Genomic DNA, 20,848 nt, shown 5'->3' with positions numbered 1-20,848 from the left:
CGCAGGCGGGGTCAGAGATGCGACTGGGTGTCCTCGATATCGGTTCGAACACGGTTCATCTGTTGTTGATCGATGCCTACCCGGGGGCCCGGCCCACGGCCTTCGCCTCGCATAAGCGGCCGCTGTCCCTGGTGGCCTACCTCGATGAGGACGGGGCGATCACCGAGGACGGCCAACGCGAGCTGCTTGACTTCGTCCACGAGGCCTCCTTGTTCGCCACCCGTCACCGGGCCGAGGACCTGCTGGCGTTCTGCACCTCGGCGATCCGCAGTGCCAGCAACGGTCCCGCCGTCTTGGACCGGGTGGTGCAGGAAACCGGGATCCAGCTGGCGGAGCTCTCCGGCGAGCAGGAATCGGGGATGACCTACCATGCGGTCCGTCGCTGGTTCGGGTGGAGCTCGGAAAGGATCCTGGACCTGGACATCGGCGGTGGGTCGTTTGAAATGGCCTACGGGACCGACGAGTTTCCCGAACTGGCCCTTTCGGTCCCTCTGGGTGCCGGCAGGTTGACCCGTGACTGGTTGCCCGGGGACCCGCCCCGCACCTCCGATGTGAAGGCGCTGCGGGCCCACGTCAAGGAGACCTTGGCCGAACCGCTGGCGCTGATCGCCGAGCATCCGAAGCCGACCCTGGTCACCGGGACGTCCAAGACCTTCAGGTCCCTGGCCCGGATCACCGGGGCCGCCCCGAGCGCCGAAGGGATCCATGTCAAACGGGTCCTGCGCCTGGATGACCTGAAACTCTGGACCCGCCGGCTTGAAGCCATGACGACCCTCGAACGCACCGAGCTGCCCGGGGTATCCGAAGTGCGCGCACCGCAGATGCTCGCCGGGGCCATCGTGGCCTCCGTGGCGATGAACACGCTGGGGGTGAAATCCCTGCGCATCTGCCCCTGGGCGCTGCGTGAGGGGCTGATCCTGCGCCGCTTCGACCATTTGATCTTTGACGGACCTTTACCACTGGGGAGTAGCGTGGGAGTTGGCCACGTCGAACTCGGCCAACTGCCGGGATTGCCCACCGTGGGCGCGGTCGATTGAAAAGAGGGAGCCAGGCAATGTCGAAGGATCCGATCCAGGTGGGGTTGTCCAGCGCGTCGGTGTTCCCGCTGAACGTCCACGATGCCTTCGCGGTCTCGCATGATCTGGGCTACGACGGCGTCGAGGTGCTGGTCACCGGAAACCATCTCTCGCAGGACCCCCGCAAGCTGCACGAACTCAGTACCCGTTACGATCAACCGATCCTGGCGATCCACGCCCCCACGCTGCTGTTGACCCAGCAGGTCTGGGGTGACGCCTGGTCGAAGATCGAGATGTCGGCCGCGATGGCCCGTGATGTGGGCTGCGACATCGTCGTCGTCCACCCCCCGTTCCGCTGGCAGGGGGGCTATGCCACCGGTTTTGCCGACGGGGTCAAGAAGATCATGGACGATTACGGGGTCCGCATCGCCGTGGAGAACATGTATCCCTGGCGGGCCCGCGGTCGTGAAGCCAAGATGTACCTTCCGCACTGGAACCCCGTGCCGCAACCCTACGAATACGTCACCTGGGACTTCTCCCATGCCGCCATCGCGAACGTGGACTCGTTGGAGTCCATCAAGGCGCTGGGGAGCCGGCTGAGCCACGTCCACCTCTGCGACGGGGTCGACAACGGCAAGGACGAACACCTGGTCCCCGGACGGGGCACCCAGCCGGTCGCGGAATCGTTGCAGTTCCTGCGCGACAGCGAATGGGACGGCCACGTCGTCGTGGAGGTATCGACCCGCAAGGCCAAGGGAGCCGGAGGGCGCGAGGAATGGCTCGCCGAGACCCTGCGCTTTGCCCGGAAGCACTTGGAAGCGGTCGAACCCCCCGCCGGCACCAACGAGGCAGGCGATGCCGGGAACACCTCGGATTCCTCCACGCTGCGTTCCTGAGCGGACCACCGGGCCGCTGCCCGGCCGATCGCCGACGAACCGTCAGGGACTACGCCCGCCGGAGCCCCGTGGAAGAATGGTTCCATGGCATCTTCGAAACACACTCCTGACACCACGTCGACCGGCCGGCGTCTGGCCTTCATCGGCACCGGCAACATGAACGGGGCGATCCTCCGCGGCATCCTCGCCGGTGGCTTCGACCCCCGATCCATCACCGCCACGGTGCGTGGCAGCGAAAAAGCGGAGCGTTTGGCCGCCGACACCGGGGTGCGCTCCCTCGCCACCACCGTGGACGAGACCGCCAACCAGCAGGCGGTCGCCGCGGCGGACATCGTCTTCGTCGGGGTCAAACCGGTCGGGATCCAGGACGCCTGCCGCGATATCGCCGCCTCCCTCCCGGCGCAGGCCGTCGTCGTCAGCGTGGCCGCAGCGGTCACCATCTCCATGATCGAAGAGGCCCTGCCGCAGGGACAGCCGGTCGTGCGCGCCATGCCGAACACCCCGATGACCGTCGGCAAGGGCGTCGTGGCCCTGGCCGGGGGCACCTCGACCGGCGAGAAGGACCTTGAAGCGGTGTCCGCGCTGCTCTCCGAGACCGGCATGGTGCGGATCGTCTCCGAAGACCAGATCGACGCCGTCTCGGCAGTGAGCGGTTCCGGACCCGCCTACGCGTTCTACCTGGCCGAGGCGATGGCCGCCGCGGGTGAGGAGCTGGGGCTGGAAGCCGGGTTGGCCCGGGATCTGGCGCGGGCCACGGTGGCCGGCGCCGGGGTCATGCTCGACGAGCCCGACGCCGATCCCTCCGCGCTGCGCACCGCCGTCACCAGCCCCGGGGGAACCACCCAGGCGGCCTTGGAGGGCTTCGACGCCGCCGGCGTGCGGGCCGGTATCGGCTCCGGGGTCAAGGCGGCCACCGAACGGGCCGCGGAGATCACCCGCGAACTGGCCGGATAGCCCGCCGGCCGGCCCTACGGTCGGGAGGCGAACCGCTCGAGCAGGTCCACGTGTCCCGACACGATGAGGATGTCCCGCCGCGTGACCTTGGTATCGGGTTGGGCGTAGGTGAAATCCTCGCCGGGGGATTTCACCCCGACGATGGTCACGCCGTATTTGGACCTGACCTGGGATTCGCCCAACGTGAAGCCCTGGGTCTCCGTCGGGGGATACATCTTCACGATCGCGAACCCGTCGTCGAACTCGATGAAGTCCAGCATGCGCCCGCCCACCAGGTGGGCCGCGCGGACCCCGGCGTCGGCTTCCGGGTAGACGACGTGGTTGGCGCCGATCCGCGAGAGGATCTTGCCGTGCGATGGGGTGATCGCCTTGACCCAGAGGTGCTCGACGCCCAGATCGACCAGGTTCACGGTGATCAGCACGGAGGACTCGATCGAGGTGCCCACCCCGACCACCGCCGAGTTGAAATCCTGGGCGCCGAGTTGGCGCAAGGCATCGACGTTGGTGGCATCGGCCTCCACCACATGGGTGAGCGTGCCGGCCCACTTCTGCACCAGATCCTGGTTCCGCTCGATCGCCAGGACCTCCCGGCCCTGGCGCACCAGCTGATTGGCCACCGCCGCGCCGAAGCGGCCCAGACCGATGACCAGCACCGGGGCATTATGTTTCGACGAGTTCTCAGCCAATGATCGGCCTCTCTTCGGGGTAGTGGTACAGCTGGTTGCGTTGGCGCAGGCTCAGTGCCGTCGCCAGTGTAATGGTGCCCACGCGTCCGGCAAACATCAGCGCGGAGAGGACATACTTGCCCTCGGGAGGGAGCTCGGCCGCCAGATTGGTGCTCAGCCCCACCGTGCCGAACGCGGAAATCGAATCGAAGAGGACCCGATCCAACGGTTCATCACTGATGGACAGGATCACCCCGGTGCCCACGCTGACCAGGGTGGCCCCCAGGACGGTGACGGAGATCGCCACACGCATGGTGCTCTCGGGGATGCGGCGCCCGAAGGCCTTGATGTCCTTATCGCCCCGGGCCTCGGCCACGATGGCCAGGAACATCACCGCGATCGTGGTGACCTTGATGCCCCCTGCCGTGGACGCCGAACCCCCGCCGGCGAACATCAACGCGTCGGTGAGCAGCAGGGTGGAGGATTCGAGCTGGTTCTGGTCCACCAGGGAAAAACCCGTGGAACGGGTCATCGCCGAGGCGAAGAACGAGTGGATGAGCTTATCGGACAGGCTCATCCCGCCGATGGTCTGCGGGTTGTTCCACTCCATGAGACCCCAGCTGAGGCTGCCCACCAGCAGCAGGATGCCCGACACCACGACGGTGAGTTTGGTGTGGAGGTTCCATTTGCGGAATTTGCTGCGGAAGACGATCAGCACCATGAGGGCCGGGAAACCCAAGGACCCGATGATGGCCCCGACGGTGATGGGGACCAGGACCCACAAATCGGTTTCGTAGGGGACCAGGCCATCGGAGTGCGGGGTGAATCCGGCGCTGTTGAAGGCCGAGATGGCGTAGAAGATCCCATGCCAGATGGCTTGGCCGATGGACTCGCCCAACACCAGGAAACGCGGGGCCAGGGCCAATGCCAGCAGCGCCTCGATGGTCACCGAGGTGGTGATGACCACCCGGAGCAAGGTGCCGACCTCACCGAGGCGCCCGACGTTTTGGATGTTCATGGCCTCCTGGGCGCGCAGCTTGCCGCGTACCCCCAGCCGCTTGCTCACCGCCAGGGACAGCAGTGAGGCCAGGGTCAGGATGCCCAGCCCGCCGATGAAGATGCCCACGATGATGACCACTTGGCCGAAGAAGGACCAGTGCACCGCGGTGGATACCACGGTCAGCCCGGTCACGCAGACGGCCGAGGTGGCCGTGAAGAGGGCATCGTGGAGCGGGGTGAATTCCCCGGTGGAGGAGGCCACCGGCAAGGACAGCAGGGTCGTGAACAGGGCGATGACCAGAAGGAACACACCGATAGCCAGCCGGGCCGGCGACGTCGCTGCGACGGTGTCGACGAAGTCTCGCACCCCGTGGAGGATACGCGGTACGGCGTTCCCCCAGCTGAGCGGGGTGGCTGATGGTGTGGAGGACATGGTCGCGGGCTGCTCCGGGAAACGATGGCTCCGGGCGTTTCCCGGCACTGTCCACAGTAGAGTACCCGTGCGCGGCACGGTGGTGGACACCCGCCGCGGCGGAGACATCCACCCGCGAAAGGCGGATATCGCGTAGCCTGAGCCCGTGAGCTTGAGTACACCGCCGTCACCGCCGACCGAGGTCCTCTGGAGCGAGGAGCTGATGTCCTACCGCTTCAGCGAAAGTCATCCGATGCATCCCTCGCGTCTGGATCTGACGATGCGCCTGGTCGAGGGGCTGGGGATCCTGGAGCGCAGGAACATCTCGCTGCTTGCACCGGAGGTCGCCACCGACGAGGAACTGGCCCTGGTGCACGACCCGGAGTACATCTCCGCCGTCCGGTACGCCGGGGAACATCCGGACGAGATCAACGAGGAACGCGGGCTGGGCACCGAGGACACCCCGGCCTTCGCCGATATCCACGCGGCCAGTGCCCGCTTGGCGGGCGGGTCGCTGCAGGCAGCCGACGCCGTATTGGCCGAACGGGCCCTGCACGTGGTCAACTTTGCCGGCGGCATGCACCATGCCTCCCGCGGCAAGGCCAGCGGATTCTGCGTCTACAACGATGCCGCGCTGGCCGTCCAACGGCTTCTGGACGGTGGAACGCAGCGGGTCGCCTATATCGATGTCGATGCCCACCACGGGGACGGAACCCAATCGATCTTCTGGGACGATCCCCGGGTACTGACCATCTCCTTGCACGAATCAGGCATGTCCCTGTTCCCCGGAACCGGGTTCGCCAACGAAACAGGAGGATCCGAGGCCATGGGCAGTGCCGTGAACGTCGCCCTGCCCGCCGGGACCACAGATGCCGGCTGGCTGCGGGCCTTCCATGCGGTCGTGCCGCAACTGGTGGCCGCCTTCGAACCCGAGGTCATCGTCAGTCAGCACGGCTGTGACGGGCACGGCGAGGATGATCTGAGCAACCTGCGGCTGAGCATCGACGGGCAGCGGCAGAATGCACTGGATATATCCGATCTGGCCCAACGCCACTGTGGCGGCCGGTGGATCGCCACCGGCGGTGGGGGATACAACCTCATCCAGGTCGTCCCCCGGGCTTGGAGCCACCTGGTGGCCATCGCCGGCGGCCGGCCCGTCCCGTTGCGTACCGAGGTGCCGGGGAGCTGGTTGGCCTACGTGAAGGAAAAATATGGTGCCACCGGTCCCGCGTTGATGAACGACGGCGTCGACCTCTGGTGGCGCTCCTGGGAAGTCGGCTACGATCCGGCGGATTTCATCGACCGGACCATCATGGCCACGCGCAAGGAGGTCTTTCCCGTCTTCGGGTTGGACCCCTGGTTTGATTGAGCGCCGCCCGGGGCGGGATGCCCGGAAGAACTTCTGCGGATAAGGTGATGGAATGACCTTCGACGATGTCTTTTCCGTCCTGGCAGATCCGACCCGGCGCAGGATCCTCGAAGCCCTGCGCGAAGAGGAGAACTCCGTCGGTGACCTCGTGCAGCTTCTTGAAGTATCCCAGCCGACCGTATCCAAGCATCTGAAGGTCCTGCGCGAAGCCGGGGTGCTGCGCATGCGGGCCGACGGCCAGCGGCGGATCTATTCCGTCGAACCCGGGGCATTGCACCGGGCCGCCACCTGGTTGGCCGCCTTCCCCGGCCACCCCGGCACCGAAGCGGCGGTGACCGGGCTCACGGGCGCAGAGTACAAGAAGGACATGGCATTCGGCAATGCCCGCGACGCGGCGGGTAGCGGTGACGGCACCGACGAGGAAGCGACGGTTCGGGCCCTGGAGGTGGCAGCTTCCTACCGCGCCGCCCAACAGCGCGAACAGGATGGGCTTCCGACGGTTGACGCGACGGACCTCGAGCACGAAAACCCCGCCATCCCGGGCTCCGGGAATGCTCCGCAGCAGCTGGGGCGGACCGTGGGGCGGACCGTCGAACAGGTCACCGGCCGGGCCCAGGATCTGCTGGAAAGGCTGCAGAAACCGAAGTTCGGGCGACGCCGCTAGGGGCGGTGGACGGGCCGTTCCACGTTACGGGCGATTCACGGATTTTTTACGATCGGTTGGGTTCGATGCCCTCCGACGTGTCATTGTTCTTCTCGGAGCGCCGACGCTCACCACCCCCCCCATGGGTGCCGTCGCGCCCACCTCTCAGTTCTTGAAGGAGTACCCCTTGGATCAGAATCTGCTCGATATCCGGGAAGACGTTTTCCACCGCAACCAGGGTGAATCCGAATTCCACCAGGCCGTGACCGAGGTGTTCGAAAGCCTCAACACCGTCATCGGCCGGCACCCCGAATACGCCGACGCCGCCATCCTGCAACGCATGTGCGAGCCCGAGCGCCAGATCATCTTCCGGGTCCCCTGGGTGGACGATGAGAGCAAGGTGCAGATCAACCGCGGCTTCCGTGTCGAATTCAACTCGGCGCTGGGCCCGTATAAGGGTGGACTGCGGTTCCATCCTTCGGTCTACCTGGGCACCGTTAAGTTCCTGGGCTTCGAGCAGGTATTCAAGAACGCACTGACCGGCATGCCGATCGGCGGCGGCAAGGGCGGCTCCGATTTCGACCCGCGCGGCAAGTCCGACGGTGAGGTCATGCGCTTTTGCCAGTCCTTCATGACCGAGCTGTACCGCCACATCGGCGAATACACCGACGTCCCGGCCGGAGACATCGGCGTGGGTGGCCGGGAGATCGGCTTCCTCTTCGGCCAGTACAAGCGCATCACCAACCGCTATGAATCGGGCGTCCTGACCGGCAAGGGCATGGGCTGGGGCGGTTCGCTGCTGCGTCCCGAAGCCACCGGCTACGGGGCCGTGCTGTTCGCCCAGGAGATGCTCAAGACTCGTGGCTCCAGCCTGGACGGGCAGCGGATGGTCGTCTCCGGCTCCGGCAACGTGGCCATCAACGCCATCGCCAAGGCGCAATCCCTGGGGGCCACCGCCGTGGCGGCCTCGGATTCCAGCGGATACATCGTCGACGAAGCCGGCATCGACGTGGAGCTGTTGCGCGAGATCAAGGAAGTCGAGCGCGGCAGGATCAGTGACTACGCGGATCGACGCGGCGGGAACGTGAAATACGTCGAGGGCGGCTGCGTCTGGGATGTGGACGCCACCGTCGTGCTGCCCGCCGCCACGCAGAACGAACTCGAGGCCAAGGATGCCAAGCGACTGGTGGAAACCGGCGTCCTGGCCGTCGCCGAGGGTGCGAACATGCCCTGCACCGCCGATGCGATCGCCATCTTCCAGGAAGCCGGGGTGCTCTTCGGCCCGGGCAAGGCAGCCAACGCCGGCGGAGTGGCGACCTCGGCCCTGGAGATGCAGCAGAATGCCAGCCGTGACTCCTGGAGTTTCGGGCATACCGAACGCCGGCTCGAAGAGATCATGGTCGGCATCCACACCACCTGTGCCACGACGGCCGATGCCTACGGTAAGCCGGGGAACTACGTGGCCGGGGCCAATATCGCCGGGTTCATGAAGGTCGCCGACGCGATGCTCGCCCTGGGAGTCATCTAGGGGCCTTGGACCGGACTGGACGGGCCGGCGATGTCCCGGGCACCGCGGTGTCCGGGACATCGTTGCGTCCGGGGTGTTTACATGGGGGGATGGAGAACACCGAAGCACTCGCCGCCCACCGCATCGACCCCGAGGCGCTCGAGCAGGACGACATCGACACCTACCGCCTGCTCGCCGGGGACATCGCCTCGGGGGCCGCAGTGGTGGCCACCCGCCGTTATGGCCGGGACATCGCCGCGACGGTCACCGGATTCCTGGACGTCTCCTACGATCCGCCCACCATGCTGGTCAGCCTCTACGCGGACGGACGCATCGGGGAGGCGGTCTCCGAGTCCGAAGGCTGGACGCTGTCGCTGTTGAACGGGGAGCACCAGGGGATCGCGAACTGGTTGGCCAGCCCCGCCAATCCCGTCCATGGCCTGTTGAGCCAGGTCCCCTTCCGTCGCGCCCCGGTCAGTGGGGCCGCAGTGATCGAGGGGGCCATCTCCTGGTTCGAGCTGAGGACGACGGCGGTGCACGAGGTGGCGACACATCTGGTGGTCGCCGGGGAGGTCGTCGCGATGGGCACCACCGACGACGACGCCGGCGCGAACGATCCACTGATCCACTTCTCCCGTGAATACCGCCATTTGCGGCGCTGACCGGCACCAGGGCTCCGAGGCGCCTGCTTCGCGCTGTCCGGGGCCTGGTCGGGGGAACACCGGAGGGCCGGGTTGCTGCGACGGGTTTCACAATCGCATCACCAGCCACTAGTGTGGTCTGCTAGATGGTACTGCGTACGGGTTTTTCCACGCGATGCCTTGCTGGGGTGTTCCTTTATCATCCGAACCAGGAGAATATTGCCGATGGCCGACGCTAAGAACTTTTCGAATGCGCGCTTCATGACGGTGGCGGAAGTCGCCGAGATGATGCGTGTGTCGAAAATGACTGTGTATCGCCTGGTGCATGCGGGAGACCTTCCGGCAGTTCGCTTCGGTCGTTCCTACCGCGTGCCGGAGACCGCCGTCGAGGACTACCTGAAAACCGCGCGTGTGGACGGGACGTCGGAGACCGCCTGAGGGCGTGGTCCGCACGGTCGCCTTGGGCAAGGTAAACTAGTAGGGAACATTTAACGTCCGCGATGGTTGCTGCCTGCTCCCCGCGTGGTCGTCAGCAGAAATCAATCATTAGTCTGTGAGGAACCAAATGGGCTCAGTTATCAAGAAGCGCCGCAAGCGGATGGCCAAGAAGAAGCACCGTAAACTGCTTCGTAAGACGCGCCACCAGCGTCGCAACAAGAAGTAGCACGCGGCGGGACAGGATCCCGCCCCTGATGCTTGACGGCGGGGTTCCACCTTCGGGTGGGGCCCCGCCGTCGTCATGTCCGGGCCTTGCCGGAGGCAGGGCCCGCCCCACCCGGCTCCTAGGGGCGGAAGCGTCGGCGCATCATCCGCAGGCCGCGCCAGAGCCCGTAGACGGCGCCCGAGACGGTGGCCGCCCGGATGCCGATCGTTGCCGCATGCCGTCCACGGCGGAAGTCATATACGGGCCAGTTGTGGGCCAGGGCGTGGCGGCGCAGGCGTACATCCGGGTTGATGGCCACCGGATGTCCGACGACGGTCAGCAGCGGCACGTCGTTATAGGAATCGCTGTAGGCCCAGCTGGTCGAAAGATCCAGGCCTTCGCGGGCCGCCAGCTCGGTCACGGCGGTGGCCTTGGCCGGGCCATGCAGGATCTCGCCGACCAGCCGGCCCGTATAGACCCCCTCGTGTTGGTCCACCACGGTGCCCAGCGCACCGGAAAGGCCGAGCTTGTCGGCGATCACCTCGGCCACTTCCAAGGGGGTGGCGGTGACCAGCCACACCGGCCGGCCTCCGTCCAGATGCGCCTGGGCCAGCGCCCGGGTCCCGGGCCAGATCCGGCTGGCAATGAATTCGTCGTAGATCTCGTCGCCCAGGGCGCTCATGTCATCGACCAGGATGCCGGCGGCCAGGGCCAGCGCCTGGTCCTTGATCCGGTGGACCTGCGCGAGGTCCTCGCCGCGCACCATGAAGCTGATCTGCTGCACGCCCATCCACAGGGCGTGGCGCAGGCTGAACGCCCCCCGGCTATACATCTTCCGGGCCACGGCGAACAGACTGGCCCCGCGCATCATGGTGTTGTCGACGTCGAAGAAGGCGGCGGCATGCCCGGGGGATGGTGGGGCTGCCGGTACATGGGCGGCTCGGGGCTGCTCTGGCATCTGGATAGTCTATCCACCGAGACGGGCCACGCGAGCGGTGCCGTGCGTCACGGGGAGGATCGTTTCTGCCCGGCCGCGGGGGAGTAACGGTAGGTTTGGAGTATGGATTCTTCGCTTCAACCACCCCGGGTCAGGCTCTTGAGCCGGACCGGATGCCACCTCTGCGGGGCCGCCCGCGCCACCGTCCAGACGGTGACGGCACGGCATGGAGTCGCGTGGGACGAGGTCCTCATCGATGACGATCCGGCCCTGATGCAGCAATTCGGCGAAGAGGTGCCGGTGCTGTTGGTGGATGGGGTGCAACGCGATTTCTGGGTCATTGATGCGGATCGGCTCGAGAAGTTGATCAGTGCGTGAATCCGATGGAAAAGGCACTTCCCGAGGCGACGCTGAGTCGCATGACCGGCTATCTGCGCGCCCTGGAGGCCATGCGTGAGGTCGGTCGCCCGACGATCTCCTCGGAGGTCCTGGCCGCCGCCGCCGGAGTGAATTCCGCGATCCTGCGCAAGGACCTCTCGCTGTTGGGGACCTTCGGGACCCGGGGCGTCGGGTATCGGATCGAGGTGTTGGCCGAGACCATTTCCGAGACCCTGGGGTTGGAACGGGATTGGCGGGTCGGCATCCTCGGTGCCGGCAACCTGGGCCGCGCCTTGGCCGGCTATGCCGGTTTCCATGAAGGCGGGTTCAGCATCCAAGCGGTCTTCGACATCGCCGAAACCGTCATTGGCGATGCCGTGGGCGGGCTGGCGGTCCGTCCGGTGGGTGAACTGGCTGCGGCCACGGCCGAACTGGGGTTGAACATGGCCGTGCTGGCCGTCCCCGGACCGGCGGCCCAGGAACTCTGCGACCGGGTCGTCGGTGCCGGGATCACCAACATCCTCAGTTTCGCCCCGGTGATCCTCCAGGTTCCCGAGGGCATCCACATGCGCCGGGTGGACATGGCCCGGGAACTGCAGATCCTGGCCTACCACGCAGGCTTCGGGGCGGGCCGCCCGGCAGACCAGGACTGAGGGCTGCTAGCGGAAGCCGCCCCGCTTACGCTGGGCCATCGCCTTGACGTAGTTCGAGGAGGGCGTCAGCCAGGCCAGGACGATGCCGGCCACGCCGAGCAGGATCACCAGGAGCGAGATCGGATCCGACGGGGTGAACAACCCGAACAGGGAGATCGCCGCTAGGACGGTGCCGGTGATGCGGGCCCCGTTGCTGCCCTTGCGGATGAAGCTGGCGATCAGCGCGTAGACCCCGGCCACGACCACCATCATGATCAGGACGACGACCTTCAGGGCGCTGATCATCGATTCGAGGTCGATCCCGGCGTCGTCGAGCTGCTGCTGGGTCTCGGGACCCTGCTGCGCGATGGCTTCGCGGATGGCCTCAACGACCATGGCGTTCGGCAGGAAGATCAGGATCAGCGCCTGCACCAGGGTGATGATCCCGGCGCCAATGATCAACCAGAATGCCGCCTTGAGCTGTTTCGGGGGTGCCGGCCGCGTGCCGGGAGTTCCCCCGAAGCCCGCTGCCCCACCGTCCGGCTGCTGGCCGTAACCGTAGCCATAGGGGGAGGGGGCGGGATTCGCATGGCCCTGTCCCACCGGGGGCAGGTTCGGCTGACCGGGCTGGCCGTAGCCCGGAGGCAGGCCCGCCCCCGGCTGCCCGGAGGAACCGGGGCCCTGGGTGCCCTGGCCGTACTGGCCCGGCTGGCCCGGAGGGTTCTGGCCGTATTGGGGGGACCCGGTGGCGTCGGCCCCGGTCTCGGGCAGGCGTTGTCCGAACTGCGGGGGACCGGGAACCGGGGGAGTGGTGCCGTCGTTGGTGGCATCCGGGTCCTGCTGCGGGTCCTCGGGGGTGGGGGTGCTCATCGTCTGTCCTCCATTGGTGTTGCGTACGGTGGGCCCAGCTCCCAGACTAATGCGCCCGACCCCTGTCGGGGCATCATCACGAAGGCTGACACTATGCGCCCGCGAGGGATGCGTGAAGTGGATCACCGTCCCCCTTTTAGGCGACGCCGCAAAGGTTTGAGACACTAGATGCATGCCTGTCGCCACCGTCCACCTGCTCCGCCATGGGGAGGTCCACAACCCGGACAAGGTGCTCTATGGCCGGTTGCCCGGATTCCCCCTCTCCGATCTCGGCCGCACCATGGCGGATCGTGCCGCGGAGTACTTCGTGGCCCAGCGCGACGCCGGCGCGTCAATCGTGCATCTGGCGGCCTCGCCACTGGTCAGGGCCCAGGAAACGGCCGAGCCGACGTCCAAGGCCCTGGGCCTGCAGATCGCCACCGATGATCGACTGATCGAAGGCGGAAACCATTTCGAGGGACTCTCCGGAGTCAAGGGGCAGCTGCGCAACCCGCGGCACTGGCCCTACCTCATCAACCCGTTGCGTCCGTCCTGGGGGGAGCCCTACCGGGTCCAGGTCGAGCGCATGATGGCCGCGGTGAAGGATCACCGCGACCGGGCCGTTTCACTCGGCGGCCCCGGAGCCCAAGCCGTGCTGGTCAGCCACCAGCTACCCATTTGGGTGACGCGCCTGGCCGCCGAAAACAAGCACCTGTGGCATGACCCCCGGAAGCGGCAATGCACGCTCACGTCGGTCACCAGCCTGGATTTTGAGGGGGAACGGCTCGTTGCCGTTCGTTATACCGAACCCTGCGCTGACCTGCTGGCCAACGCGGCTAACATCCCCGGAGCCTGAAGAACACATGCCGTCCCATCCGTCCCGCCTGTCCGATTCACCGTTTCCCGCCCGACGACACGTCCTGCGCTCCGCCGCGCTCTTCGCCGCCGTCCTGCCGCTGGCCGCCTGCGCCGCGACCGAGGACCCGCTGGCGGAACAGGCCAAGGCCGGCAACGGGAAGAACTACATTGCCGGGGACGGTTCCGTCCAGGAATACGACCAGGCAAGCCGCGGGAAACCTGTGGAACTGGACGGCACGACGTACGAGGGCAAAACCATTGACTCGGCGCAGCTCAAGGACCAGATCACCGTCCTGAACTTCTGGTATGCCGCCTGCGCCCCGTGCCGGCTCGAGGCGCCGCATCTGGCCAAACTGAGCAAGGCCTTCAAATCCAAGGGCGTGCAGTTCTACGGGGTGAACGTCCGTGATGGCCAGGACACGGCGCACGCGTTCGAACGCACCTTCAAGATCGACTACCCCTCGATGCCCGACGCCGACGGATCGATCCTGCTCTCGATGACCGAATACGTCCCCCCGCAGGCCGTGCCCACCACGCTGGTGCTTGATCGCCAGGGCCGGGTGGCGGCCCGCCTGCTGGGTGAAGCCGATGAGTCCACGCTGAAGGCACTGATCTCCGACCTGGTCTCCGAGTCCGCGTGATCGCCGGGCTCGTCACTGCCCTTCCGGCGCTGGGCGTCCAGGGCAACCCCTTCGCCGAGGCCGTCCAGGACGGCTCGCTGCTGCTCTCGATCCCGGTGGCCGTCCTCGCCGGGCTCGTCTCCTTCCTATCGCCCTGCGTCCTGCCGTTGGTTCCCGGGTTCCTGGGCTATGTGACCGGGCTGACCGGGGCGGATCTGGCCGAACAGAAACGGGGCCGGATGGTCACCGGCATCGGGTTGTTCGTCCTCGGCTTCAGCGTGGTCTTCATGCTCATCGGGATCGTCTTCACCAAGGCGACCGTCTGGCTGGCCCGGGACGGGGACTGGGTCACCCAGGCCCTGGGCCTGGTGGTCATCGTCATGGGCATCGTGTTCATGGGCGGATTCTCCTGGTTCCAGCGTGATCGCAAGATCCACCACCGGCCCCCGGCAGGTCTCTGGGGTGCCCCCGTGCTGGGCATGACGTTCGGTCTGGGATGGGCCCCATGCATCGGGCCCACCCTGTCCGCAGTGCTGATCATGAGTACCGGTCCCGACGCGAATGTGGCCCGCGGTGCCCTGCTGACCTTCACCTACTGCCTGGGCCTGGGGGTGCCGTTCCTGCTCATCGCCCTGGGATTCAGGAGGGCCGCGGGGACGTTGGCCTTCTTCAAGCGCCACCAGGTGGCCGTCATGCGCGCCGGCGGCCTCCTGCTCATCCTGTTGGGCCTCGTGATGGTCACGGGGCTGTGGGGTGAATGGGTCGTGCAACTGCAAACATGGTTCGCCAACGAGATAAGGTTGCCGATTTGATGGCCCTGAACAGCAAGTCCAATCACGCATCTTCGGGTTCCGCGGGCGGGAAGAACCCCCGGGGAGGCCGCAAGCCCGAGGTGGCGGTACCGTCCCTGGGGCCCTGGGGCATGGTGAGGTGGGCCTGGACCCAGCTGACCAGCATGCGTACCGCCTTGTTCCTGCTCCTGTTGCTGGCCGTGGCCACCGTGCCGGGATCGCTGTTCCCGCAGCGCCCGGTGAACCCGACGGAGGTCACCGCCTACCTGGAGAACAAGCCGGTGCTGGGGGAATGGCTCGATACCTTCCAGCTCTTCGACGTGTTCTCCTCCGTCTGGTTCTCCGCGATCTACCTGCTGCTGTTCATCTCGTTGATCGGCTGTGTCTTTCCCCGGGCGAAGAAGCACTACAAGACCTTGCGCACCCCGCCACCGCGTACCCCGGCCCGGCTGTCGCGGCTCCCCGAGAACGGGAGCTTCGAACTGGCCGACGATCCGGCCGCCCGCAGCGACGGGGAGGTCCTCGACCGCTCCGCCGCCCTGCTGCGCAAACGCGGTTACCGGGTCGAGAAACGTCCCGGGGGCACGACGCCGTCGGTGGCCGCCGAACGCGGCTACGTCCGTGAAATCGGGAACCTGGTCTTCCACTTCTCGCTCATCGGCGTCTTGGCCTCCGTCGCGATCGGTGGGGTCTACGGGTACACCGGCCAGCGGATCGTCGTGGAGGGTGAGTCCTTCGTGAACACGCTGGTCTCCTACGACTCCTTCAATCCCGGAACCGGTTTCAAGGAAGGCTCGCTGAGCCCCTTCTCCGTCGCTCTGGACGACTTCGATGTCACCTACGACCGCGAATCGACCACACACTTCGGCCAGCCCATCGACTTCCATGCCCAGGTCACCACGTCCGAACCCGGCCAGAAGCCACGGAAGCAGGATCTGCGCGTGAACCATCCGCTGCGGATCGGTGGCACCGCCGTCTATCTGGTGGGCAACGGGTACGCCCCGGAGATCGTCGTGCACGACGGCAACGGCAAGGTGGCCTACTCCGGCCCGGTGGTGGCGGTGCCGCAGGACGAGGTCTTCACCTCCCTGCTGGTCCTGAAGGTCCCCGACGCGGCCCCCGACCAGCTCGGTTTCGTCGGCCTGTTCCTCCCCACGGCGGGGATCACCGCCGAGGGGGTGGGGGTCTCCCTGGATCCGAGCCCGACGGAACCGCAACTGCAGCTGAACTCCTACTACGGTGACCTCGGTCTGGACTCCGGGGATCCACAGAACGTCTTCGTCCTGGACACCGACGACCTGAACGAACTGAACAGCAGGAAGCTGGACGCCGGCGGCCTGGTCGTCAATGCCGGCCAGACGGTGGAACTGCCCCAGGACAAGGGCACGATCACCTTCAAGGGCATCAAACGCTACGCCGCCCTGGACGTCCACCACGATCCGGGCAAGCTGCCGGTGGGCATCTTCGCCGCCTTGGCCCTGATGGGTCTGGCCGTTTCCCTGTTCACCCCCCGCCGGCGTGCCTGGATCAAGGTGCACCCCGCCGCGGGCGAATCGGGTGGCTCCGGGGAAAAGAGTGGGCGTATCATCGAATACGGAGTGCTCGCCCGTGGCGAGGACCCGCGTGTACGGCAGGAAGCCCGGGAGATTCGCACACTTCTTGAGCGTGAATTCACCGGCACCGACCGGACCGAAGTTTAGGAGACAGAGGAAAAACGCATGCCCACGATCAACGAAAACCTCGGCGCCTACAGCGACCTCTTCATGCTGCTGGCGGCCATGGCCTACGCCATTGCCTTCATCGCCTTCGCCTGGGATCTGGCCAAATCGAGCCGCACCATCCGTGAACTCGAATCGGGCCTGCTGGCCGAGGAGGCCAAGCAGCTGGCCATGGCCGGTGCCGCCGGAACGGGATCCGCACGTGGCGCCGCCGCGACCAGCGCTCCTGCTGGTCCGCATGCCCCCGCCGAAGACGATGGCCTGCTGGTCAACGAATCGATGAACTACACCCGGGATGCCGGCAAGCGCACGGCAGCCCGCATCGGAGTCTCGGTGGCCTGGATCGGCGTACTGATCCACGGGTTCGCCGTCGTCTCCCGCGCCATCGCTGCCGGCCGGGTGCCGTGGGGGAACATGTATGAATTCCTCACCACCGGCGCCTTCCTGGTGGCTGCGGTGTTCCTGGTCGTGCTGCTGCGCAAGGACCTGCGCTTCATGGGGACCTTCGTCATCGGCCTGGTGACGTTGATGCTGTGTGCCGCGACGATGGGCTTCCCCACCCCGGTCGCGCATCTGGTCCCGGCGTTGCAGAGCCCCTGGCTGGTCATCCACGTCTCCATTGCCGTCCTGGCCTCTTCGCTGTTCACGATCACCTTCGCGTTGAGCGTCCTGCAGCTGATGCAGGCAGACCGCCAATCGAAGCTGGCCGCCGGCAAATCCGATAAATTGGCGTTCCTGCGTCTGGTTCCCAGCGCGGCCGCGTTGGAGAACTTCGCCTACCGGATCAACGCCGTCGCGTTCGTGATGTGGACGTTCACCCTCATCGCCGGTGCCGTCTGGGCCGAAGCCGCCTGGGGCCGTTATTGGGGCTGGGACACCAAGGAAGTCTGGACCTTCGTGATCTGGGTGGTCTTCGCCGGCTACCTGCACGCCCGGGCCACCCGTGGCTGGACCGGCACCCGGTCGGCCTGGTTGAGCATCATCGGCTACCTGTGCATCGTCTTCAACTTCACCGTGGTGAACCTGTACTTCAACGGCCTGCACTCCTACGCGGGAGTCTAGCCACCGCCGGATCCCCGAGGGGCCCGGGAGGAGACCGCAAGGTTTCCTCCCGGGCCCTCTTCGTCCAGAGGGTGGCCTCGGGACGGCAGGCGGGAGGCGGGACCGCAGGGAACGACGCAAGCCCCGGCAGTGTGCCCTCCGGCGCCCGGGCGATGACCTAGAGTGGTTTGATGCCCTCAGCCCAGGACCCCCTGCCCTTCCACCGCACTGCCATGTTGCCGCTGCTGCTGGCCATGGTCGCCATCGCGCTGGCGCTGGTTTCGACGTTCCTGGCGGCACTGGTGGCCAAGCTGGTGCTGCTGGGGCTGGCCATGCTCTTCGTGGTGGGCTGCGGTGTGAGCCTGGGGATCCTCTTCGCCCGCGTCCGGAAGGAAGCAGCAAAGCAGCCTCGCGACTGAACTGTGCAGGGCCCCTTCGGCCCGGGAAGGGTGCCTAGCTGCTCGGCGGGTTCGAGTCCTGGTCGGAGGAATGCGTCCCATCGTCATGCGGTGGGTTCTGGTTCTTCCGGGCTTGCTCCTCACGGGCCCTCAGCTCGGCCTCACGGCGACGCAGGTCCTCCTCCTTGGCGCGTTGGCGCCGTTGGGTTTCGAGGCTGCGCAGGAAGTCCGGGTCGTCGTCGGGGGCCGCCGGGCCACGGGTGGGCCGCTGGCCCTGGGAGGGGCCCGAGCCCGAGTCGTCCGGACGGCCGAGCCAGAACCATAAGAGGGCCCCGATGAGCGGAAGCAGGATGATGGCCAGGATCCACCAGGGCTTGGCGATGCTGCGCACCCGGTTCGCCGGTGTCTGCACGCACTGGATCACTGCGTAGATGGTGACGGCGAGGGCCACCAGTGCACCGAGCATCAAGTTTCTGACCATGGATCCATTGTAGTGAAGAAAACGTGCCGCTGCTCCAGCCGGTAGAATCGAAGAGTGCAGTTCCTCAAGTACTCCCTCATTCGTCTGGTCCTCTTCTTCGCGGTCTTCGCCGCCCTGTACTGGTTGTTGGGCTTTTCCCCCTGGTTGGCCGCCATCATCGCGGCCGTGATCGCCTTCTGCGTGGCCTATCTGTTCCTGAACCGGATGCGGACTGAAAGCGTCCGGCAGGTCCAGGGACGGGTGGAGGAGCTACGCCGGAACCCGGGGACCCACAAGGGGACGGTCGAACGTGAGGACGAGGACGCCGAGGACGACTTCCAGTAGTCCAGCGCGGATCAGCCCTGCTGACGGAGCACGACCGTCACGACCATGCCGATGGCGAAAAGCACGCTGTAGCCGAGGTTGATGAACCCGGTCTGCCGTAGCACCGGGATCAGGGCCGCGCGCCGACGGGTGCGCAACATGACCCAGGACGGCATCAGACACAGCGGGGCGATCAGGACGACGAGCATCAGCCAGGGGAAGTCGGCCACGACCAGCAGCGGCAGCAGCAGGGCCAGCCCCAGCATCAGCACATAGGAGATGCGGGCCCCGTCATCGCCCAGACGCACCGCCAGGGTCCTTTTGCCGACCTCGCGGTCGGTGGGGATGTCGCGCACGTTGTTGGCCATCAGCAGGGCCGTGGCGATCAATCCGGTGGCACAGGCACCGACCCAGGCGGTCGCAGGCAGTTCGAGGACCTGGGTGAACGTGGTGCCCAGGGTGGCGACGAGGCCGAAGAACAAGAAGACGAACACCTCGCCCAGGCCCTGGTAGCCGTAGGGCCGGTCCCCGCCGGTATAGCCCCAGGCCGCGAAGATCGCGGCGACCCCGACCAGCAGCAGCGGCCAGGCCTCGGACAGGACCACCAGGGCCAGCCCGGCCACCGCGGCGGCAGCGAAACAGCCGAAGGCAGCGGCCTTGACCCGGCCAGGCTTCGCCGCGCCGGAGCCGGTCAGCCGCAACGGGCCGACGCGGACGTCGTCGGTGCCGCGGATCCCGTCGGAGTAGTCGTTGGCGTAGTTCACGCCGATCTGCAGCAGCAAGGACACCAGGGCGGCCAGCCCGGCGCGGATCCAATGGACTTCGCCCGCCACCCCGAATGCCGCCGCCGTGCCGATGATGACCGGGGCGATGGCCATCGGGAGGGTGCGCAGCCGGGCGCCTTCGATCCATTGGGCGGGTGTGGCCACGGCAGGGTCCTCTCGGGTGGGTGCTGGCTGTTGGTCCAGCGTCCTATTCTCTCCCTGCCGCCGCCAACTGGGAAATTGCCGCCCGACGGTCGGGTTTGCCGCCCGGGAGGGCAGGAAGCTCGGGGACCTGCAGCAACCGGCGGGGGACGGCCGCGGGCCCCAGCGAGGACCTGACGGCATCTCGGATGGATTCTCCGGTGGCCTCCCCGGTGACCAGTGAACCGATGGCGGAGCCCCATTCGGGGTCGGGGACCCCCACCACCAGGGCGGAGCGGACCCCGGGGACCGCTTCGATGGCGGCAGCCACCGCGGCGGCGGAGATCTTCACGCCACCGGTGTTGATGACATCGTCGATGCGCCCGAGCACGTTGAGCACCCCGTCCTCGTAGCTGCCCAGGTCATCGGTGGTGAACCAGCGCCGCCCGGCGGCGTCGAGGAGGAAACGCTCGGCCGTGTGGGCGGGGTCGTCCAGGTAGCCCGCGGCCAGGACGTCCCCGCCCAGGCGGATCCTGCCGGCGGCGACGTCGAGGTGCACCCCGGGCAGCGGTTTGCCGTCGTATACGCAGCCACCGCAGGTCTCGGTCATCCCATAGGTCCGCACGATGTTCAGGCCGTGGGAGCGGGCGCTGGAACGCAACGATTCCGAGGCGGCCCCGCCGCCGAGCAGGATCGTGTTGAACCGACGCAGCACCGCGATGGTTTCCGGTGCCGGATCCTCCAGCAGGCGGGCCAGCTGGGTGGGCACCAAGGAGGTCAGGCGCACCTTGTCGGTCAGCTCGCCCGCGGCAGCGGTGAAGGCCTGGGCAGTGAACGAGCCGGCCAGGTCCATGGCCCAGGGACGGGTTCCTGCGTAGAGGCTGCGCGTGAGCACCGCCAAGCCGGCGACGTAGTGCACGGGCAGGGCCAGCAACCACTGTCCTTCGGTGCCCAGATGTTCGGCGGCGGCCATGGACGAGGCCGCCAGGGAATCCGTGGGCAGCACGGTGCGTTTCGGTGTCCCCGTGGAACCAGAGGTCCGGACGACGGCGGCGGTGCCCTCCGGGACGTCCTGCGGGGTGTCGATCCGGTGGCTGCCCGCTGCCTCGCCGGGCAGGATCTCGACCGCCGGCCCCTCGTCGTTCAGGGTCGCGGCGAGGGCCTTCAGGATCTCTGCGATGTCCATCCCGGG

Annotated in this window: 25 protein-coding genes; 18 read left to right on the top strand and 7 right to left on the bottom strand. The window is 66.9% G+C overall.

Annotated elements, in window-relative coordinates; all coding sequences use genetic code 11:
• Positions 1-17 precede the first annotated feature (17 nt).
• The 3 genes from ACT3S2_RS01040 (at position 18) to proC (ending at position 2,866) form a co-directional block, all read left to right on the top strand.
• On the top strand, positions 18-1,037 hold the full coding sequence (locus ACT3S2_RS01040; RefSeq protein WP_444553372.1) for a Ppx/GppA phosphatase family protein: 1,020 nt from the start codon (positions 18-20) through the stop codon (positions 1,035-1,037).
• 17 nt (positions 1,038-1,054) lie between these two features.
• A complete protein-coding gene (locus ACT3S2_RS01035; RefSeq protein ID WP_444561092.1) occupies positions 1,055-1,912 on the top strand; it encodes a sugar phosphate isomerase/epimerase family protein in 858 nt (285 codons plus the stop codon).
• 84 nt (positions 1,913-1,996) lie between these two features.
• A complete protein-coding gene (gene proC / locus ACT3S2_RS01030; RefSeq protein ID WP_444553370.1) occupies positions 1,997-2,866 on the top strand; it encodes a pyrroline-5-carboxylate reductase in 870 nt (289 codons plus the stop codon).
• Positions 2,867-2,880: 14 nt separating this feature from the next.
• On the opposite strand, the gene ACT3S2_RS01025 is transcribed toward proC, so the two are convergent.
• A complete protein-coding gene (locus ACT3S2_RS01025; RefSeq protein WP_444553429.1) occupies positions 2,881-3,519 on the bottom strand; it encodes a potassium channel family protein in 639 nt (212 codons plus the stop codon).
• Positions 3,520-3,544: 25 nt separating this feature from the next.
• The gene (locus ACT3S2_RS01020) at positions 3,545-4,963 is read right to left on the bottom strand and encodes a TrkH family potassium uptake protein (protein ID WP_444561091.1); all 1,419 of its coding nucleotides are present in this window, start codon (positions 4,961-4,963) and stop codon (positions 3,545-3,547) included.
• A gap of 202 nt (positions 4,964-5,165) precedes the next feature.
• On the opposite strand from ACT3S2_RS01020, the gene ACT3S2_RS01015 reads away from it, so the two are divergent.
• The 6 genes from ACT3S2_RS01015 to ACT3S2_RS00990 all read left to right on the top strand — a co-directional run bounded on the left by ACT3S2_RS01015 (position 5,166) and on the right by ACT3S2_RS00990 (position 9,766).
• Complete coding sequence (locus ACT3S2_RS01015) at positions 5,166-6,311, top strand: acetoin utilization protein AcuC (RefSeq protein WP_444553428.1); 1,146 nt, start codon at positions 5,166-5,168, stop codon at positions 6,309-6,311.
• A 52-nt stretch (positions 6,312-6,363) separates the two neighbouring features.
• Positions 6,364-6,975, top strand: a complete 612-nt coding sequence (locus tag ACT3S2_RS01010) for an ArsR/SmtB family transcription factor (protein WP_444553368.1) — start codon at positions 6,364-6,366, stop codon at positions 6,973-6,975.
• Positions 6,976-7,141: 166 nt separating this feature from the next.
• Positions 7,142-8,482 carry an NADP-specific glutamate dehydrogenase gene (gene gdhA / locus ACT3S2_RS01005; protein ID WP_444553367.1) on the top strand — a complete coding sequence of 447 codons (1,341 nt, stop codon included), beginning with the start codon at positions 7,142-7,144 and terminating at the stop codon, positions 8,480-8,482.
• Positions 8,483-8,571: 89 nt separating this feature from the next.
• Positions 8,572-9,123, top strand: a complete 552-nt coding sequence (locus ACT3S2_RS01000; RefSeq protein WP_444553366.1) for a flavin reductase family protein — start codon at positions 8,572-8,574, stop codon at positions 9,121-9,123.
• A gap of 204 nt (positions 9,124-9,327) precedes the next feature.
• A complete protein-coding gene (locus ACT3S2_RS00995; protein WP_444553365.1) occupies positions 9,328-9,540 on the top strand; it encodes a helix-turn-helix domain-containing protein in 213 nt (70 codons plus the stop codon).
• 127 nt (positions 9,541-9,667) lie between these two features.
• Positions 9,668-9,766 carry a 30S ribosomal protein bS22 gene (locus ACT3S2_RS00990; RefSeq protein WP_003792170.1) on the top strand — a complete coding sequence of 33 codons (99 nt, stop codon included), beginning with the start codon at positions 9,668-9,670 and terminating at the stop codon, positions 9,764-9,766.
• Between the two features lie 118 nt (positions 9,767-9,884).
• On the opposite strand, the gene ACT3S2_RS00985 is transcribed toward ACT3S2_RS00990, so the two are convergent.
• Positions 9,885-10,703, bottom strand: coding sequence for an HAD family hydrolase (locus ACT3S2_RS00985; RefSeq protein WP_444553364.1), 819 nt, complete (start codon positions 10,701-10,703; stop codon positions 9,885-9,887).
• Between the two features lie 102 nt (positions 10,704-10,805).
• Between ACT3S2_RS00985 and ACT3S2_RS00980 the strand changes: the two genes are divergently transcribed.
• Complete coding sequence (locus tag ACT3S2_RS00980; RefSeq protein ID WP_444553363.1) at positions 10,806-11,060, top strand: glutaredoxin family protein; 255 nt, start codon at positions 10,806-10,808, stop codon at positions 11,058-11,060.
• 5 nt (positions 11,061-11,065) lie between these two features.
• Positions 11,066-11,713: a redox-sensing transcriptional repressor Rex gene (locus ACT3S2_RS00975; RefSeq protein WP_444561114.1), complete on the top strand. Its 648-nt coding sequence runs from the start codon at positions 11,066-11,068 to the stop codon at positions 11,711-11,713.
• 6 nt (positions 11,714-11,719) lie between these two features.
• Here ACT3S2_RS00975 and ACT3S2_RS00970 read toward each other — a convergent pair whose 3' ends face one another.
• The gene (locus tag ACT3S2_RS00970) at positions 11,720-12,562 is read right to left on the bottom strand and encodes a hypothetical protein (RefSeq protein WP_444553362.1); all 843 of its coding nucleotides are present in this window, start codon (positions 12,560-12,562) and stop codon (positions 11,720-11,722) included.
• Positions 12,563-12,734: 172 nt separating this feature from the next.
• Between ACT3S2_RS00970 and ACT3S2_RS00965 the strand changes: the two genes are divergently transcribed.
• The 6 genes from ACT3S2_RS00965 (at position 12,735) to ACT3S2_RS00940 (ending at position 17,988) form a co-directional block, all read left to right on the top strand.
• Complete coding sequence (locus ACT3S2_RS00965; protein ID WP_444561090.1) at positions 12,735-13,397, top strand: histidine phosphatase family protein; 663 nt, start codon at positions 12,735-12,737, stop codon at positions 13,395-13,397.
• A gap of 7 nt (positions 13,398-13,404) precedes the next feature.
• Entirely contained in the window at positions 13,405-14,040 is a 636-nt protein-coding gene (locus tag ACT3S2_RS00960; RefSeq protein WP_444553360.1) for a TlpA family protein disulfide reductase, read from the top strand.
• On the top strand, positions 14,037-14,831 hold the full coding sequence (locus tag ACT3S2_RS00955) for a cytochrome c biogenesis CcdA family protein (protein WP_444553359.1): 795 nt from the start codon (positions 14,037-14,039) through the stop codon (positions 14,829-14,831). The genes ACT3S2_RS00960 and ACT3S2_RS00955 overlap by 4 nt, the downstream gene beginning before the upstream one ends.
• The gene (gene resB / locus ACT3S2_RS00950) at positions 14,831-16,510 is read left to right on the top strand and encodes a cytochrome c biogenesis protein ResB (RefSeq protein WP_444561089.1); all 1,680 of its coding nucleotides are present in this window, start codon (positions 14,831-14,833) and stop codon (positions 16,508-16,510) included. Before ACT3S2_RS00955 ends, resB begins: the two co-directional genes overlap by 1 nt.
• 18 nt (positions 16,511-16,528) lie before the next feature.
• A complete protein-coding gene (gene ccsB / locus ACT3S2_RS00945; RefSeq protein ID WP_444553357.1) occupies positions 16,529-17,590 on the top strand; it encodes a c-type cytochrome biogenesis protein CcsB in 1,062 nt (353 codons plus the stop codon).
• 170 nt (positions 17,591-17,760) lie between these two features.
• Positions 17,761-17,988 carry a hypothetical protein gene (locus tag ACT3S2_RS00940; protein ID WP_444553356.1) on the top strand — a complete coding sequence of 76 codons (228 nt, stop codon included), beginning with the start codon at positions 17,761-17,763 and terminating at the stop codon, positions 17,986-17,988.
• A 34-nt stretch (positions 17,989-18,022) separates the two neighbouring features.
• On the opposite strand, the gene ACT3S2_RS00935 is transcribed toward ACT3S2_RS00940, so the two are convergent.
• A complete protein-coding gene (locus tag ACT3S2_RS00935; RefSeq protein WP_444561088.1) occupies positions 18,023-18,448 on the bottom strand; it encodes a PLDc N-terminal domain-containing protein in 426 nt (141 codons plus the stop codon).
• Between the two features lie 54 nt (positions 18,449-18,502).
• On the opposite strand from ACT3S2_RS00935, the gene ACT3S2_RS00930 reads away from it, so the two are divergent.
• Complete coding sequence (locus tag ACT3S2_RS00930; protein WP_444561087.1) at positions 18,503-18,772, top strand: DUF4229 domain-containing protein; 270 nt, start codon at positions 18,503-18,505, stop codon at positions 18,770-18,772.
• An 11-nt stretch (positions 18,773-18,783) separates the two neighbouring features.
• Here ACT3S2_RS00930 and ACT3S2_RS00925 read toward each other — a convergent pair whose 3' ends face one another.
• Both ACT3S2_RS00925 and ACT3S2_RS00920 read right to left on the bottom strand, forming a co-directional pair.
• Positions 18,784-19,680 carry a 1,4-dihydroxy-2-naphthoate polyprenyltransferase gene (locus ACT3S2_RS00925; RefSeq protein WP_444553353.1) on the bottom strand — a complete coding sequence of 299 codons (897 nt, stop codon included), beginning with the start codon at positions 19,678-19,680 and terminating at the stop codon, positions 18,784-18,786.
• A 43-nt stretch (positions 19,681-19,723) separates the two neighbouring features.
• On the bottom strand, positions 19,724-20,842 hold the full coding sequence (locus ACT3S2_RS00920) for an AMP-binding protein (protein WP_444553352.1): 1,119 nt from the start codon (positions 20,840-20,842) through the stop codon (positions 19,724-19,726).
• Between the last annotated feature and the right edge of the window lie 6 nt (positions 20,843-20,848).

It is taken from the genome of Arthrobacter sp. AOP36-A1-22 (genome assembly GCF_052377615.1).
Classification (GTDB): Bacteria; Actinomycetota; Actinomycetes; order Actinomycetales; family Micrococcaceae; genus Arthrobacter_H.
The sequence above is the reverse complement of the archived record's forward strand: the minus strand, read 5'-3'. Positions and strand labels throughout refer to the sequence as shown.